General features: G+C 41.3%; 7 protein-coding genes. All 7 read right to left on the reverse strand.

Annotated elements, in window-relative coordinates; translation table 11 throughout:
• Positions 1-55: 55 nt before the first annotated feature.
• The 7 genes from DUL71_RS10350 to DUL71_RS10380 all read right to left on the reverse strand — a co-directional run bounded on the left by DUL71_RS10350 (position 56) and on the right by DUL71_RS10380 (position 17,787).
• Positions 56-2,416: an ABC transporter permease gene (locus tag DUL71_RS10350; protein WP_114938005.1), complete on the reverse strand. Its 2,361-nt coding sequence runs from the start codon at positions 2,414-2,416 to the stop codon at positions 56-58.
• Between the two features lie 131 nt (positions 2,417-2,547).
• Entirely contained in the window at positions 2,548-4,965 is a 2,418-nt protein-coding gene (locus tag DUL71_RS10355; RefSeq protein ID WP_114938006.1) for an ABC transporter permease, read from the reverse strand.
• A 359-nt stretch (positions 4,966-5,324) separates the two neighbouring features.
• Positions 5,325-7,739 (reverse strand): ABC transporter permease, encoded by a 2,415-nt coding sequence (locus DUL71_RS10360; RefSeq protein ID WP_114938007.1) that lies wholly within the window; start codon positions 7,737-7,739, stop codon positions 5,325-5,327.
• A gap of 155 nt (positions 7,740-7,894) precedes the next feature.
• Positions 7,895-10,291, reverse strand: a complete 2,397-nt coding sequence (locus DUL71_RS10365) for an ABC transporter permease (protein ID WP_114938008.1) — start codon at positions 10,289-10,291, stop codon at positions 7,895-7,897.
• Positions 10,292-10,362: 71 nt separating this feature from the next.
• Positions 10,363-12,831: an ABC transporter permease gene (locus tag DUL71_RS10370; protein ID WP_114938009.1), complete on the reverse strand. Its 2,469-nt coding sequence runs from the start codon at positions 12,829-12,831 to the stop codon at positions 10,363-10,365.
• A gap of 70 nt (positions 12,832-12,901) precedes the next feature.
• Positions 12,902-15,256: an ABC transporter permease gene (locus tag DUL71_RS10375; protein ID WP_114938010.1), complete on the reverse strand. Its 2,355-nt coding sequence runs from the start codon at positions 15,254-15,256 to the stop codon at positions 12,902-12,904.
• A 110-nt stretch (positions 15,257-15,366) separates the two neighbouring features.
• Positions 15,367-17,787 (reverse strand): ABC transporter permease, encoded by a 2,421-nt coding sequence (locus tag DUL71_RS10380; protein WP_114938011.1) that lies wholly within the window; start codon positions 17,785-17,787, stop codon positions 15,367-15,369.
• Between the last annotated feature and the right edge of the window lie 27 nt (positions 17,788-17,814).

The following is a 17,814-nucleotide window of genomic DNA, read 5'->3' on the forward strand; positions in this document are numbered from 1 at the left end:
CATTTTGCCCGCGTTAAAAATGACTTGATGACGCGAAGCAAATGACCTAATGATCTTATTCCGAACGAAGACTCTTCACCGGGTTACTCAGCGCTGCTTTAAGGGCCTGGAAACTTACGGTTGCCAGTGCTATTACGATAGCTGCTATTCCAGCTGCGGCAAATACCCACCATTGTACAGTTACCCGGTATTGATAGCTTTGCAACCAGTTGTTGATAGCATACCATGCAACCGGGAACGCGATCAGGCATGAAATGGCCACGAGTTTCAGAAAATCGCGCGATAACAGTCCGGTTAAACCTGCTACCGATGCGCCGAGCACTTTGCGGATACCTATTTCTTTGATCCTTCTTTCGGCGGTATAGGCCGCTAAGCCAAATAACCCAAGACAAGATATAACAACGGCCAGCGAAGCGAATACCCCGGCCAACTTACCAGTAAGGGCTTCTGTTTTAAACAGCTCATCAAAATCAGCGTCAACAAATTTGTACTCGAAGGGATAGCCCGGATTAGCACGCTTGTAAACCTCGCCTGCTTTAGCCAGAGCTTCAGTTAAAGTAACGCCCTGTTTAAATCGGATAGTTAAAATATTATTGTTTTGCGGACGGCTAAACAACATCAGCGGCGCGCCCGAAACGTACATATCGTTGTATAGGAAATCTTTAATGATCCCTGCTATTTGATAAGGCTTGCTGCCTCCATCCCTGATAATACCGCCCACATGCCCCGCTTTGCCCATTTGTTTGGCAAAAGCTTCGTTAATGATCACGTTGCTGCTATCAAGCTTGGCATTGGCGTAAAAATCCCGGCCTGCAATCAATTTCATATTCATGGTTGATACAAACTGCGGGCTCACACTTTCGATAGTGATCAATGGATTTTTCGAGGCATCTTTACCATCCCATGAAAAGTTATCGGTATTGCTCCAGATCTGTAAAACAGGATATTCGCTTAATGAAGCATCGGCCACAACCCCGGTTTGTTTCAATTCATTATTTACCGCCGCGAAGTGATCTGTCAATTTGCCCTTTGTATCGATATAAACAAGATTATCTTTTTGATAACCCAGTTCACGGTTTTTTACATGCTGAATTTGCTGATAGATAATTACCGTACCAATAATGAGTATGATCGATACCGAAAACTGAATTACCACCAAACTTTGCCTGATAAAACCGGCGCCTGCCGCTGATGGCAATTTAATATTCTTTAATACCGCAATAGGATTAAATGATGACAGATAAAACGCAGGATAGCTCCCGGCCAGCAAGCCAGTAACCAAACCTATCGACAATAAATAAAACAGGTGCGATGGTTGTAAAAGATCAATAGTAAGCTCCTTTTGAACCATATTATTGAACGATGGCAAGGCAGCATAAACTAAAAATACAGCTACTATTACTGCAATAAATGCCATGATCACCGCCTCACCTATAAACTGGGCTATAAGCTTGCCTTTACCTGCCCCCATAACTTTACGAACACCAACTTCCTTAGCCCGTTTTTCGGACCGTGCGGTTGAAAGGTTCATGAAATTGATACACGCTATAATGAGGATAATAAACGCGATAGCCGAAAACAGGCGAACATATTCGATGCGGCCGCCATCCATTTTACCGTCGGTAAATTTATCGCGCAGGTTCCAGTCATTCATTCCGAAAAGAAAAGAGACTGTTTTATTACCGTTCTTTTTGGTTCCGATATAATTAGCCAGCTTTTTGTTAATGGCATTAACATCCGCAGACGGTTCCAACTCTACATAAGTTCGGGCCCAGTTGGCGCCCCAATCCTGCATCCAGGGCTGCATATGATCGATGTTTTTTAAAGGCGCGAACCATTGCATCTGGAATGTTGAGTTTTTGGGCAGATCTGTAAATACGCCGGTAACAACAAAATCCTGCTCATTATTCATTTTTAAGGTTTTCCCAACTGGATTGGCATCACCAAAAAACTTTTTGGCCATGGTTGCATTAATCACTACCGAATGCAGATCATGAAAAACATTGGCTTCGTCGCCATGAACAAAAGACAATTTAAGCATCGGAAAAATCTCCGCGTCGGCATATGAGCCTTGCTCATTAATTACTTTTTCACCCAGGGCAAATACTATATCGTCTTCTCCGGCCATCCGGGCGGCATTTTTCACACCGGGAATATCACCCTTCAAGGCGGCAGCCATCGGCCCGGGAGTAGCACGAAATGTTGAGGTTTTACCATCATAGGTCTGATTTTCACGCACTGTGTACAGGTTGTCCCGCTTTACAAAATTGTGATTAAAGGTTAACTCATCCTGCACCCACAGGAATATCATAGACGCGCAAGCCACACCTATAGCCAAACCGGCGATATTCAAAAAGCTGTAAGCCCGGTTTTTCATCAAGCCGCGTACAGTGGTTTTAATGTAATTTCCTATCATGGTTGTTTCATTAAGTCATTTACGTTGTGTCATTTGCTTCGCATCATTTATTCCCATGTCATTGAGTCATTATACATTTTGCTTTGCGTTTTTGATAATGACTTAATGACGCGAAGCAAATGAAACAATGACTATTCAGATCTCAGACTTTTAACCGGGTTAACAAGTGCCGCTTTAACTGCTTTATAGCCTACTGTTACCCACGCAATGATCAGCGATGATACTATCGCCAGTAAAAAGATCCATACGCTCATTGAAATACGGTACACAAAGTTTTGCAGCCAGCCATTCATAATGTACCATGCGGCAGGCATAGCTATCAGGAACGAGATCCCGATAAGTATCATAAACTCCTTCGAAAACAGGAATACGATGCTGCTTACCGACGCACCCAGTACCTTGCGGATGCCGACCTCTTTTGTGCGCTGAACGGCCATGAACGATACCAGCCCGTATAAGCCAAGGCACGATATAAATATGGCTATCCCGGCAAACACCTTGTATACCAAGGCCATTTTATTTTCCTGTTCGTAAAATTTGGCTATGTTTTCATCCAGAAAGTAACCGTTATAAGCATATTCGGGATACGTGTTTTCCCACAGCTTTTGCAGTTGAGCAACTGTTTTGTTCAGGTCGGATGTTTGAATTTTGATGCCGATCTGGCCTTCAAATTTCTTAGCCGGAGAGATCACAATCGGTTTTATAGCTTCACGGAGCGAATTGGTTTTAAAATCTTTAACCACTCCCACTATCGGCAGCCATCTGCCACCTCCTAAACGCAATGTTTTGCCGATAGCCTCGTTGGCATTTTGGATGCCAAGTTTATGTATAAATGTTTCGTTAACTACGTACTGCCTGGCGGTATCGCTTACATCATAGCCTTTGCCGGCAACAAATGTTAACCCATAAGTTTTAAAGTAGTCTACATCACCAAACTTAAGATAGGTATTAAAACCTACATCTTTGGTGGAGTTATTAAAGTCGAAATTGGTACCCCAGTTATTTTCCGAAGATGGCACATCCGACGAGAAAGTGATGGCTTTTACATTGGGGTTTTGTAGTACCTGCTGCTTAAATGATTCCATTTTATGCAGGCTCAGGCTATCAGTATAACCGGGAATAATAAGTAAAGCGTTTTTATTGAAACCCAGATCGGCCTTGTTAACATAGTCCATTTGGTTTACAGCCACAATAGTACCTATAATAAGCAATTGAGATATGGCAAACTGGGCAATTACAAGCGCGCGACGAAGCGGGATCCCTCCTATTGACGCGGCTGTAATTTTATTTTTAAGGGCAAGCACCGGTTTAAAACCAGATACCACTAATGCAGGATAAATGCCCGATAACAGTACTATAGTTATGGTACTTGCAACAAGGAACAATATACTTCCGGCGGTAAATAGACTGATAGTATCAGGTACGTTGGCTATGTTTTTCAGTTGCGGCATGGCCAGCCTGGCTACAGCTAACGCGATTAAAGCAGAAGCAATAACAATAAGGGTAGTTTCGCCAATTACCTGGGCAATTAGCTGCGGACGGGTACTGCCAAGTACTTTACGGATGCCAACTTCTTTTGACCGGCCGACAGATTGCGCTGTAGACAGGTTAATGAAATTGATAGAAGCCATAATAATGATCAACAAGGCGATGAACGACAAGGTGCGCAAAGTAGCCTTGCTGGTGCTATGATCACCAAGCGGGTTACCTATCCGGGTGTCAAAGTGCATATCGGCAAGTGGTTGCGGCAGCAGTGTGGTTTGTGCCGATCCTTTTTTGAAATGTTTGGCCGAGAACGCTTTTAACTGGTTATCAATACTGCTTTTTGACATGCTGGACGGAAACAGCATAAACACCTCGTGGCTGCTGCTTGTTGATCCCCATTCGGCACTGTAGTTATAATCTTTAGGATGCTGTTTCCAGGTAACAAATGATACCATGATTTTAAACGGAAAATCGCTATTCAAGGGAGCGTCTTCAACAACACCGGATACCTTCAGCGTTAAAACATTATCCATTTTAAGGGTTTTGCCTACGGCTGTAGTCCAGTCGCCAAAGTACTTAATGGCCGAGCTTTTGTCTAAAACCACCATATCGGGATTAGCCAACACTGATGGGCTGCCAGCCAGCCATTTATAGCTAAAAATATCGAAGAACTGTGGCTGAATAAATAACACACCTATATTTTCGGTGAATTTTTTATCGCCGCTGTTGCTGCCGGCTGCTTCTGGTACGGTGATCTGGCTGCCATAGCTACTGTTCAAAGCCGCCACTTTAGCTTGTGGAATATCCAGTCGCAACGCGTCTGTGGCCGGAACCGCGACACCGGGATTGGTAGTGGTTTCCGACTCGTGTTTTTCCTGTGTTACTATACGGTAGATATTTTTATAGTTAGGATTGAATGTATCAAAACTAAGCTCAAACTGAATGATGACGAAAATGAGCAAACAGGCCGCTAAGCCAACTGTTAAGCCCGCAACATTTATGGCAGAATAACCCTTGTGGCGAACAATATTGCGCCAGGCTATTTTGAAGTAATTTTTAAGCATACCGTACAGCGATTTTTTATTTCAATGTAAAATACATACCAAAACAACAAACACCTTATTGTCAGATACTTAAATCAAAATAAAATCATTAACTGTTCGTAAGTGTAACACTTTGTGTACGGTAATGATACAGTGGTTTTGGAGGTTAGAGGTTAGAGGTTAGAGGTTAGAGGTTAGAGGTTAGAGGTTCGAGGTTAGAGGTTAGAGGTTAGAGGTTAGAGGTTAGAGGTTGAACGCTTCTAAATAGTTAAGGGTTTCAAAAAAAACACAGATAAGAAGTCATCCGTAAAAATCGAACGAGTTCTTATCTATATTCCAAAGAAACTAACCTCTAATCTCCAATCACTGATCTCTGAAAATCACTCTCCGGATCTCAAACTTTCGACCGGATTTGTCATGGCAGCTTTAATAGATTGGAAGCTTACCGTTACAAACGCGATCAGCAAAGCCATGAAAGCAGCCAGCGCAAACACCCACCATTGAATATCTATACGATAGGCAAAATTTTGCAGGTATTTGCTAATCATGAGCCAGGCTATGGGCGACGCTACTACAACAGCTACAAGAACCAGCTTCAGAAAATCGACAGAAAGCAAACCGGTTATATTAACCACCGATGCGCCAAGCACTTTTCGGATCCCAATCTCTTTGGTACGCTGCAAGGTCAATAATGATATCAACCCAAGTAAACCAAGGCAACTGATACAAATGGCTATCACAGCGCTTGAAGTAATGAGCTTGTTTAGCAAATCTTCCTTTTGATAAAAATCGGCTATTTGCTGATCGAGGAAATGGTATTCGAATACATTATCAGGATAGACAGTCTGCCATTCCCGTTTAATACGCTCAATCACTGCCGAAGGATTTCCGGAACCAATTTTTACCCCTGCGTATTGGTAACCTTTTCTAAACGTACTTATATACTCGGGAGCGATAGCTGTATACAATGATTTTGCATGGAAATCTTTTACCACGCCTACTATAATACCTGGATTGTTTGATAAGTCCCCGGCTGTAAATTTCCTGCCAATAGCTTGTTGCGGATCTTTAAGTCCTAATTTACTAACCAGCAATTCGTTAACCAGGTATTCGCGTGCTGTATCACTTTCAACGATGTTACGACCCGCTATCAATTGCATCCCAAATGTCTTAACATAATCTGCATCACCTATCTGGGTGTAGCCAACAAACTTTTCCCAATCGCGGCTATCATATTTAATGGAACCTCCTTTATCTGCGGTAGAAGACGGTGCCCGGTAACAGAAGGAGACGCTTTTTATTGCAGGATCGGCCATTAGCTGATTGCGCAAAAAATCAGTTTTGCCTTTGTCGTTGTTAGGGACGGGCAACATTATAACAGCGTTTTTATTAAAACCAAGGTCCGTTGTTTTAAGGTATTTAACCTGCATGGTTATTAATATCGTGCTAATGATTAGCACCTGCGCTATTACATTCTGTACAACAATTAAACCTTTACGGGCAAGACCCGCTGATTGTGTTTTACCACTAACCTGGTTTTTTAACGCGTTTACAGGCTTAAACCGACTTAGTATCAGCGCGGGATATGATCCTGCTGCAAGGATGATTATGGTCAGAACAGCCACTATAAAACCAGCAAGCCTGTAATCGGTAAAAAGATCAAAACTCAATTGAGTTTGTAGCCAGTTATTCAAAATCGGCATAGCCACTATAACCATTATAAACGATGATAATGCAGCAAAAACTACAATGTATGATGTCTCGGAAATAAACTGGATAAATATAGCTCTAGGCGAACTACCTAACACTTTTCTGGTGCCAATTTCCTTTGCCCGCTTAAAGCTTTGCGCTGTAGCCATGTTAATGAAATTAACACAAGCTATAATGATGAGCAGTAAACCAATTACACCAAGCGTTACTAATAATGATCGTTGGATAACACCCGCGAAACGGCCATCAAAGTGTACTTCGCTTATTGGCAGCATCATAAAATGGTATGGTTTGGCTTCTGCCGCGCCTTGCGCCTTTACATTTAACTGGTTTATATCATTTTCGACAACATTAGCGCTCACCCTATCTTTGAGTTCAACATAAATAGAATTGGTTGAATTGATAAAATTCCAATCGTTATACATAGGCGTATAAACATCCGGGTAAATATTCTTAAGCGTTGATATAGAAAGAAAAATATCTGACTTGATATCGGTATTTGCCGGGTGATCTTTTACCACGCCCGTTATTGTAAAAACATTTTTATTATCAACCTTGATGGTTTTGCCAATAACATCCTGAGTACCGAAATATTTTTCGGCCAGTCCATGACTTAGAACAACAGTATTTGGCTCAACAAGAGCAGTGTTTTTATTGCCCTGCTCCCATTGATAATCGAACAAGTTAAAAAAATGTCCATCGGTTATGCCAATGTTTTCATGCTCAGCAAACATTCTTTTGCCAGCCTCACTATTTTGTGAGACAGTTACGTTGATATCGTGCATTCGTAATAATGAAGCGACATCTTTAACCTTTGGATCGTTTGCTCTCACATCCCGGGCCAGGGCTAAAGGAGCTCCCTGATCATATATTGGAGCACCTTCGAATGCTGTTAAGCGATGTACAACTCTGTAAACATTTTTAGCATTATGATGGTAGGTATCAAAACTCAAATGATAGGTAATGAACTGAAAAAGTATGATGCTGCAACCAATGCTCAGCGCCAGGCCAAACATATTGATAAACGTATAAAACTTATGCTTCCAAAGGTTGCGCCAGGCTATTTTAAAGTAGTTTTTTATCATATCCAATACTTTACACGATGATACGCAAAACCCTTTAAATGAGTAGTTAAAATGTGTTAAAGTTAGGCGAAAGCGTCCAATGTTTTTCAAACACCGGACGCTTTCATGATTTAGTGCTACCTTTTAGTTTTTGCCTTTAACCTTTCGCCTGAAAATCACTCGCTCCTCAAACTGTTAACCGGATTAGCGAGTGCAGCTTTGATGGATTGAATGCTTACCGTTAACAACGCGATGATCAACGCGATGCAAGCTGCCGCGGCAAACATCCACCAGGAAATATCAATGCGATAGGCAAAATCCTGTAACCATTTGTTCATCATATACCAGGCAACCGGGAACGCGATGAGGTTTGCAATCAATACCGTTTTCAAAAAATCTGCCGATAACAACCTGATGATACTTTGTACGCTTGCACCAAGCACCTTGCGGATTCCGATCTCCTTTACGCGCTGCTCGGCGGCGAAGGCAGCCAGACCCAGTAAGCCCATAGCAGATATTGCGATGGTTATTGAGGCAAATACGGTGATCAACGTTGAGGAGCGTTGCTCGGCGTGATACAATTTGTTGTAACCTTCATCCAAAAAGTTGTACGCAAATGGCTGATCGGGTACAAATTGGTTCCACACGTTTTGTGCCGCCCTGATAGCCCCCGCTGTATTGCCCGAAGCTGTTTTTATGTAGAAACTACCTGCCCAATCGGTATGGTTGTTTATGACCATTGGGCCAATTTTTTCATGTAGACTCCTGAAGTTAAAATCTTTAACCACACCGACCACAACTCCCGAATCGCCATTAAACTTAAACCGTTGTCCGATAATTGGGTTACGAACTCCTAATTGCTTTACAGCGGTTTCATTTAAGATAACGTTATGCTGGTCAGCATTGGCTTTGCCAAACCAATGTCCATCTTTCATTTTCAGGCTCATCATTTGCTGAAAATTTTCATCAGCCGATAATGTAGCTACGGAAGGTTTGTAATCTTTAGGGCGGCCATCCCAATCCATCGAGCCTGACATTTTGGTGCCATTATTATAAAAGTCATCGCTCTGCGATTGGACCACCGCTTTTATCGCGCTTTGTTCCCGCAGCTCGTTCGCGATACTGCTCAGCATCGAAATCCGTTTTTTATCATCAAACCCTAACACATTCCATGGAACCCTGAAAGAAAATACATGCTCGCGATTATAACCGAGATCGGCCTTCTGCATGAAATTAAGCTGGCGGTAGATAACCATGGTACAAATGATGAGCATAACCGAAATGCCAAACTGCACAACAACCAAAGCTTTACGAATGCCACCATCCTTAACATTTAACGCGCTGCGGCCTTTGAAAACACTTAGCGGTTTAAATGAGGATAACAAGATGGCTGGATAAAGGCCGTTAAATATGAAACTTAGCAGTAACGTGCCCAGTAATATGATCCATGTTGCTGTTGAAGCCAGGGGCTGGCTAAAATGTTTTTCGGTTACACCATTAAACCATGGCATAAATACCTGGATACAAATAATAGAAAAAACCAAAGCCAACACACTCATCACCAACGACTCGGACATAAACTGGCCAAATAACTGGAACCTGCGCGCTCCTACTATTTTACGCACACTTACCTCTTTTGAGCGCACACTTGCACGTGCGGTTGTAAGGTTTACGTAATTGATACAGGCAGTAGCCAAAAGCAATACGGCCAGGATTATAAATATGCTAACCAGCCTGCGGTTGCCATGTTCAAAAGATGAGCTTTGTAAATCGCTTTCAAAGTGCATATCCTTTAGGGCAATAACGCTTAGTGCTGTATTTTCGCTGTCCTTATTATTTTTCCTGATGATATCGGTAAGCTTCTTAGCTGTTTCGTTTGTTTTTACGCCGGGTTGCAACTTAAGAAATGTAAGTCCGTTGTAGTTACCCCAATGCTTTGATTGCTCTTTTTCGTGCGGATTGCTCAGCTTCGCTTCAACCGGGATCAACATATCATACTGGAAAGTTGAATTAGCGGGATTATCCTTAACCACAGCCTGCACCTGGTAATTGACACTATCAACCCTAAGTATTTTACCTACAGCCTGGTTATTGCCAAAGTATTTTTTTGCGGTCGACTGCGTGAGGATTAAGCTAAACGGATTTTTAGAAAAGCTTTCGGCGCTGCCATCAACAAAATCGTAATTGAAAACTTTAAACCAATTAGCATCAACATAAGCATACTTTTTTTCGGAGATCAGCTGCCCCTTATTATGAACAATGATCATATAACCGGGCCATAAAAAAGTATAATCTTTAACTTCAGGAATTTCTTTTTTTGCTACCCCGCCCAACAAATAAGGCGATGATTCCCAAACCCAGGTTTCGCTCTTGGTTAAGGTAAGCTTTGCCTTTACGCGATAGATCTGATCAGCGTCTTTATGGTAATTGTCAAAACTAAGCTCGTTTTGTACCCAAAGCATAATAAACACCGCAGCAGTAATACCAACCGTAAGCCCGGCAATATTGATAATACTTGTGGTACGGTGTTTACTTAAATTGCGAAACGCTACTTTGAAATAATTCTTAAACATAGTAGTTCATTGGTTCAATTGTTCATTAGTTCATTGGGGCTTCCAGCTGCTAACTGCCACTGCAAACTGCTTTACTCACTTCTCAAGCTCTTAGTTGGGTTTGCTAATGCGGCCCGAATAGTTTGAAAACTTGAGGTGATCAACGCTGTCAACAGCATTCCTCCTCCGCTTACTACAAAAATCCACCAGCTTATAGTAGTACGATCTGCGAAGCTTTCCATCCACTTGTTCATTGCATACCAGGCCAATGGTGTCACCAGTATAAAGGCCAGCCCGATAAGCATCACCAGTTCGGTTGATAGCATAGTGACTATCTGGGTTACGGTTGCCCCCAGCACTTTGCGTACACCTATTTCCTTGGTGCGCTGATTGGTATTGTAGATAGCCAGCCCCAATAAGCCAAGGCAGCTGATAAATATAGATAAGCCGGTAGCCCAGGTTAACAAAGTTGAGGTATGTTGTTCAGCATCATAAAATTTAGCTATGTTTTCATCAAAAAAGTGATATTCAAAATCATCTTCGGGATAAATCTCTTTCCAGGCCTTTTCCATCGAGGCTATGGCTTTTTTCCATTCATTGCCTCCGGCAGTTTGCGGTTTAAGCGCAATGTGAAATGTGCCACTATTATAATAGCCATTGTTAATATGAATGCAAGTAGGTTTTATGGTCGAACGTATCGACTCTAAATGAAAATCATTCACTACGCCAACAATTTGCATTTTTTTATCTCCATTAAACTTATCAATGTATTTGCCAACCGCATCATTAGGGCTTTTAAAACCAAGAATTTTGGCGTATGTATTGTTGATCAAAAGTCCGCTGGTACTATCGCTGTATTGTATGTTGCGCCCGGCCAAAAGTTTTATCCCATATACATTGATATAATTAGGATCGCCCATCCTCTCATATAACTCAACTTTAATCTCCTTTTTACCATCGTTGTAAGATGATTCCGTCGAGTTAGTTCCACTTGATGAAGGTGCATCTTTACCCAAGCTAATCAAACTAACCTGGGGCAGCGCCAGCAACTTATTTTTAAACACCTGATTTTTACTACGGGTCCGGTTTTTCCAGGGTGAGTTAATGATAAGTATAGCGTCTTTTTTAAAACCCATATCCTTATTAAGGGCATAATTAATTTGCTTACTTACCAGTACAGTAGCCATTATAAAAAACTGGGCTATTACAAACTGCGTAACGGTAAGCGATTTGCGCAACCAGGCGTTACGGGTTTTGCTGCTGTTTGATGAAGCCTGGTTTTTTAGTACCAATACTGGTTTGTAACCTGATAACAAAGCTGCCGGATAAAAGCCAGATAAAAGGCTAACCACTATCGTTAATAAAAAAAGAAATATGAACAGGTTAGGCTGGTGCAGCAAATCGAGCTTAATACCTACGGGAATGAAATCTTTAAACAACTTTAATATAACCGGTGCAAGCACCACCGAAATAACTACCGCGATAATGGTTATAAAAAATGTTTCGCATAAAAACTGGATAACGAGCTGAGCCCTGCTGCTGCCCATAGTTTTACGCACACCAATTTCCTTAGCTCTTTGGGTTGCCTGTGCAGTTGTCAGGTTAACAAAGTTGATACAGCCAAGCAAAAGCAAAAACGCGGCTATTGCCAGCAAACCGTAAAGCGTTGGCTTATCGGCTACCCGTCCCGAAGAAAACGTGTAGTATATATTATTAAAATGAAGATCCCTTAGCGGCTGTAAAGTAAAATTGCGTGAGTTGCCTTTATTTTCCGGTTTGGGTGGATTATTCTTTTTAAGAATAAGATTCAATTGCTTTTCGAAATTGCTAACCGAAGCGCTTGGGGCCAACTTAACAAATAGTATCGACGATGAGGTAGTACCTCCCCAATCATCTGACCTTAACTCATCAGAAAGGGCTTTGTTATTTTTTGCAGTTGAATAAGAAAGAAAATCATGAAAAGCAAAGTCGTTATTTCCTTTTAAGGGTTCAACTATCCCGGTAATGGCGGCACTAATAGTATCATAAGTGACAACCCGGCCAATCATTTCACTGTATGAAAGTTTGGGAAAGTATTTTGTAGCCTGATCTGCCGTTAGTACAGTTTGATTAGGCGCATTCAAAGCTGTTTTTGCCGAGCCGGCTAACCAGTTATACTTAAACATGCTGAAGTAACGACCGTCCGCAAGGATTACGTTATCTTGTAGTTTAAACTTAACAGATACACCACCTTTTCCCGGAACAAGCACGTTAGGTTGGCTCAGCTCAAAAAATGGCGCGGTTAGCTCCACTCCGCTCACGTTGTTCCGCACAGCTTCAGGAACAGCCCCGGATACGCCACGGTTATGTGCTTCCTCGCCCGAAAAAGTGTAGTTTGATACCACTCTATAAATCCGACTGCTATCATCAAAGTTTTGATTAAAGGTAAAATCAAAATGTACAATAAGGTAAATAACCAGCGCCGAGCTGATACCTATAGATAAGCCGATTACATTGACGAACGTAAAAAATTTATGCCGCCAAAAGCTACGTAACGCGATTTTGAAATAGTTTTTAAACATGGTAGTTCATTGGTTGAATTGTTCATTAGTTCATTAGGGTATTCAAACTGCCTACTGCTACTATATACTGCTATTCGCTTCTCAGGCTCTTAACCGGGTTAGCCAGCGCGGCTTTCATCGTGTTAAGACTTACCACAACCAAGGTAAGCAGCAATATAAGCATGCCGACAATGGCAAACAGCCATACACTGATATTGATATGGTAAGTATATTTTTGAAGCCAGTTATGCATAATCCACCAGGTTATGGGCACTGCTATTACAAAAGCTATCAGTACCAGCTTTAAAAACTCGGTAGAGATAAGTACCAGCAATTGCTGAACGCTTGCACCCAAAACCTTGCGGATGCCAATTTCCTTGAACCGTTTTTCGATGGTGAATGAGGCCAAACCAGCCAGACCGATACAACAGATAAAAATTGCTAAACCTGCAAAAATATTGGTGATACGGCTGATTAGTACTTCAGTCAAAAACTTTTTGCCAAACTCCTGGTCAACAAACTGGTACTCAAAAATATCGGCCGGGCTGTATTTAGCGTAAATACCCTGCAGCAACTGAATAGCCTGCTGAGGTTTAATACCATTGTTAAGCCTTAAATCCATATATCCCGAATTGTTATGATCGGAGAAAACCATCATAGGATCAACAGCGGTATATGGCGATGCCATTACAACGTTATCGGTAACACCCAATACTTTAAACTTTCTATCACCATACCGCAATTCCATGCCTATCGGCCGTTTAAGTTGCATGACTTCGATGGCCGCTTTATTTAACAATACACCGGATGTGTCTGAAGGCATCCCTGTAAAATCACTACCCTGCAGCAGTTTGATACCCATAGTTTTGGTATAATCAACATCTGCAGTCATATTTGAAAAGATAATATTAGCATTAGCGGGCTTGCCATCCCAATCAGGCGCGCCTGATCTCCAGGATATTTCTGTTACCCTCCATGACGTGCGGGTTACACTGTTAACAATGCCCGATTTGAGCAGGTCGTTTTTTACAGCAGTAAAACTCTTGTCGGTACCGGCCGTGGATGGTACCATAATAAGGTTATCGGGATTATAACCAATATTACGATCCTTCACATGCTGTATTTGCTGATAAACTATAATTGTGGCAGAGATGAGTAAAATTGAACCTATAAATTGGAAAACCACTAAGATCCTGCGTGGCGCAATGGCTCCCTTACCTGCAACAAATGTTCCTTTTAAAACCTTAACCGGGCTAAATGATGATAGGTACAAAGCCGGATAGCTGCCCGATGTTAATCCTGTAAAAAGGATTATAGAAATCGTCCCCAACCAAAATATTGGTTCCACAAGGTTTAACACCAACTGTTTACCTACCAATAAATTAAACTGCGGCAACAGCAGGTAAACACAGGTCACGGCACATATAAAGGCTATAGTTACCAATATCATCGATTCAAAAAAGAACTGTAACACCAGCTGTTTTTTATCCGATCCAAGGGTTTTACGGATACCTACTTCCTTAGCTCTTTTCTCTGACTGAGCTGTAGATAAGTTCATGAAATTAACACAGGCAATCAAAAGAATGATAATAGCAATAATGATGAAGAAACGAACATACTCGATCATCCCACCTGTGTTTTTACCATCTTTAAAATCGCTATACAAATGCCATTTGCTCATCGGGAAAGTGAAGTAAGTACTTATCTTATCCTTATTATGCTGGTACATTACACCGGTAATGTATTTTTCTATTTGCTGAATATTAGGATTATCAACGGTTTGGATATACACCTCCCATGATGAACCCTGCCAGCGGGTCATGGCATTTTTTACGTCATTGTTCGAAAAGTTATAGGGAATAATGAAGTCAAATTGTTGTGTAGCGTTATTCGGCAAATCGGCCAGCACGGCTGTAACTTTGTGAACCTCGTTGTTATCTATTTTAATCACTTTGTTAATGGGATCAGCATTCCCAAACAAGGTTTTAGCAGTCGATTCGGTAATTACTATTGATGTTGGATCTGTTATTGCTGTAGCGGCGTTTCCTTTAACAAATTTCCACGAAAACATATCGAAGTACTTACCTCCAACATAATAGCCGTTTTTTTTTAGCTTGGTGTCGCCAACGTTAAACTGGTGCTGCTCCTGGTGCGATGTCATCACAGCATTTTTGATTTGCGGATAACCACTTTCAAGCGCTTTAGCCAGCGGAAACACCATATTAGGATCTGTAAAAATGTTATTTTTAAAATCGCGGTTGGCTAAAACCTGGTATATGGTTTTATAATTAGCATGGCTCTTATCATAGGTAAGCTCATTACGCACCCATAAAAAAATGAAAATGGTACATGTAATACCTATAGTAAGCCCTAACAAATTGGTGATGGCAAAAGCACGGTTCCGGTTAAGGTTACGCCATGCTATTTTTACATAATTTTTTATCATCGTTCTTCAGATTTATCATTAGGTCACTACGTCATTAAGTCGTTTGACATTGCTCATCAACCATAATAATGACTTAATGAGCTAAGCTAAATGACTTAATGACCTATCATTTATTCAGATCGCAAACTTTTAACCGGGTTAGCCATTGCAGCCTTTATCGACTGGTAGCTGATAGTTGCAAAAGCAATGATCAATGCAATAACCCCGGCCATTACAAATACCCACCACTGAATGCTCACTCTGAATGCAAAATCAAGCAACCATTTACTCATGGCGTACCAGGCAATTGGCAATGCTATTACCGCAGCCACGATCACCAGCTTTAAAAAGTCTTTAGATAGTTCGGTAACTATTTGCGGGATGCTGGCACCAAGCACTTTGCGTACGCCAATTTCTTTTACCCTTTGCGATATGGTGAAGGCTGAAAGGCCAAACAAGCCTAAACAGGCAATGAATATCGCCAGGCACGAAAATATGGTGAATAAATGGCTCTGCTCCTGCTCACTGTTATACAATTTTTGAATGCGCTCGTCAATAAAACTATATCTGAAAGGTTTTTCAGGTTGATATTTTTTCCAGATTTCCTGAAGGTTTGCTAATGCCGGATTAACATGATTACCATCTATCTTAACTGTTACCTTTCCATAATTGTTATTGGCAAATGACGGCATCTCCATTAAAAGGGGAATAATATTTTGATGTAACGACTCAAAATGAAAGTCTTTAACCACACCAATCACTTTTCCCTTAACCCCGCCGTAACTCATATCTTTACCAATAGCACTTTCCGGCGATTTCCATCCTAATACACTTACTGTAGCCTCGTTGATCACAAAATTATTGCTATCGGTAGCAAACTCACGACTAAAGTTTCTGCCCGCTGCCATTTTTATACCGAAAGTGGGAATGAAGCCATAATCAGTATTAACACATTTGATATCAGCCTTAACAGGCAGTGGTTTATCACCGTCAAAAACGGATGCACCCTGATCATCTAACAAGCGCCCGGATGGGATGCGTGACGAGCGGCCGATATCTTTTATAGCCGGGTTTCGCAATACATCTGCCCTGAAAGCTTCAAATTGGCTAGCGGGAATACCACCGCCAATAGTTACCAAATGATCTTTATTAAAGCCCAGTGATTTATTTTGGATATACTTTAACTGTTGAAAAACTATAGTAGTGGCAACTATGAGGATGATAGAAATTGAAAACTGCACAACTACTAAAACTTTACGGAACGAGATGTTACCCGATCCTACTTTTAGAATCCCCTTTAAAACTTTTATAGGTTTAAACGACGACATAAAGATAGCCGGATATATACCGCTGATAAGCCCGATAACGAGTGGCAGCAATAATACCGATGCTAAAATTACTGGTTGATACAAACTACTTATTGATAATCCCAATTCAGAAAACCGGTTGATAAGCGGCAGTAATGCCCAGGTCAGGATTAGCGCCAATACCAGCGAGAAGTAAGTTATCAATACAGATTCGCTTAGAAATTGAGTTATAATTTCCTTTTGTTGTGCTCCTATCACCTTTCGGATGCCTATCTCTTTGGCTCTTAGTGTTGAGCGGGCTGTTGAAAGGTTCATATAATTGATACAAGCTATAAGCAGGATAAACAACGCGATGGCCGAAAATATATAAACCGTTTTTATATCGCCGTTTTGTTCTACCTCATCATCAAGATGGGAGTGCAAATGAATATCCAAAAATTTTTGAATATGCAGTTGAGTAAATTTTGACTGGCGGGGTTGCCCGGGGAAATTCATGTATTTATCTATGAAAGCCGGAAACTGCGAACTGATGCGGTCAATATTATAATTATCGGGCAATAACAGGTAGGTAAAAAATGAGTTGTTACCCCAATTGGTCGCCAATGCGTTTCTCCCATATACTCTGCCGTCATTAAGCGTATTAAACGAGATCAGCATTTGGGGGTGCATTTGCGAGTTGGCCGGGAATGGTTTGAAAATGCCTGTAACTTTAAAGTTAAACTGGTTATCAAGCCTGATCTCCTTGTTCATCGGATCCTCGTTACCAAAATACTTGCGCGCCATATCCTCGGTCATCATTACTGTATATGGTTCACTAAGCGCAGTTTTAGGATCGCCTGCTATAGTTTTCAGATCGAAGAAACTAAGGAAATTTTCATCGGCAAAATATGATCCCATTTCGGTGAACAATTTTTCCTTATAGCGTAAAACCACATCACCGTTGGGAAACAACCTGGTAACCTTTTTAATATCCGGAAACTCATTTTTCAACAGCGGACCAAAAGGCGGCGCTACCGCGCCTAAATGCAGGTTCACAATGCCATCGGCAGTATTGAAACTCCGGCTCACACGGTAAATATTGGGGGCGTTATGATTAAACTTATCATAACTAAGCTCTTTAACTATATAAGTTAAAATAAGCAAACAACAGGTTAACCCGATAGTTAAACCCGATATATTGATGAACGAAATAAATTTGTGCCGGGCAATATTGCGAAAAGCACTCCGTAAATAATTCTTTATCATGACTTTTTAGTTCATTGGTTCAATTGT

The sequence above is a fragment of the Mucilaginibacter endophyticus genome (assembly GCF_003351025.1).
Classification (GTDB): Bacteria; Bacteroidota; Bacteroidia; order Sphingobacteriales; family Sphingobacteriaceae; genus Mucilaginibacter; species Mucilaginibacter endophyticus.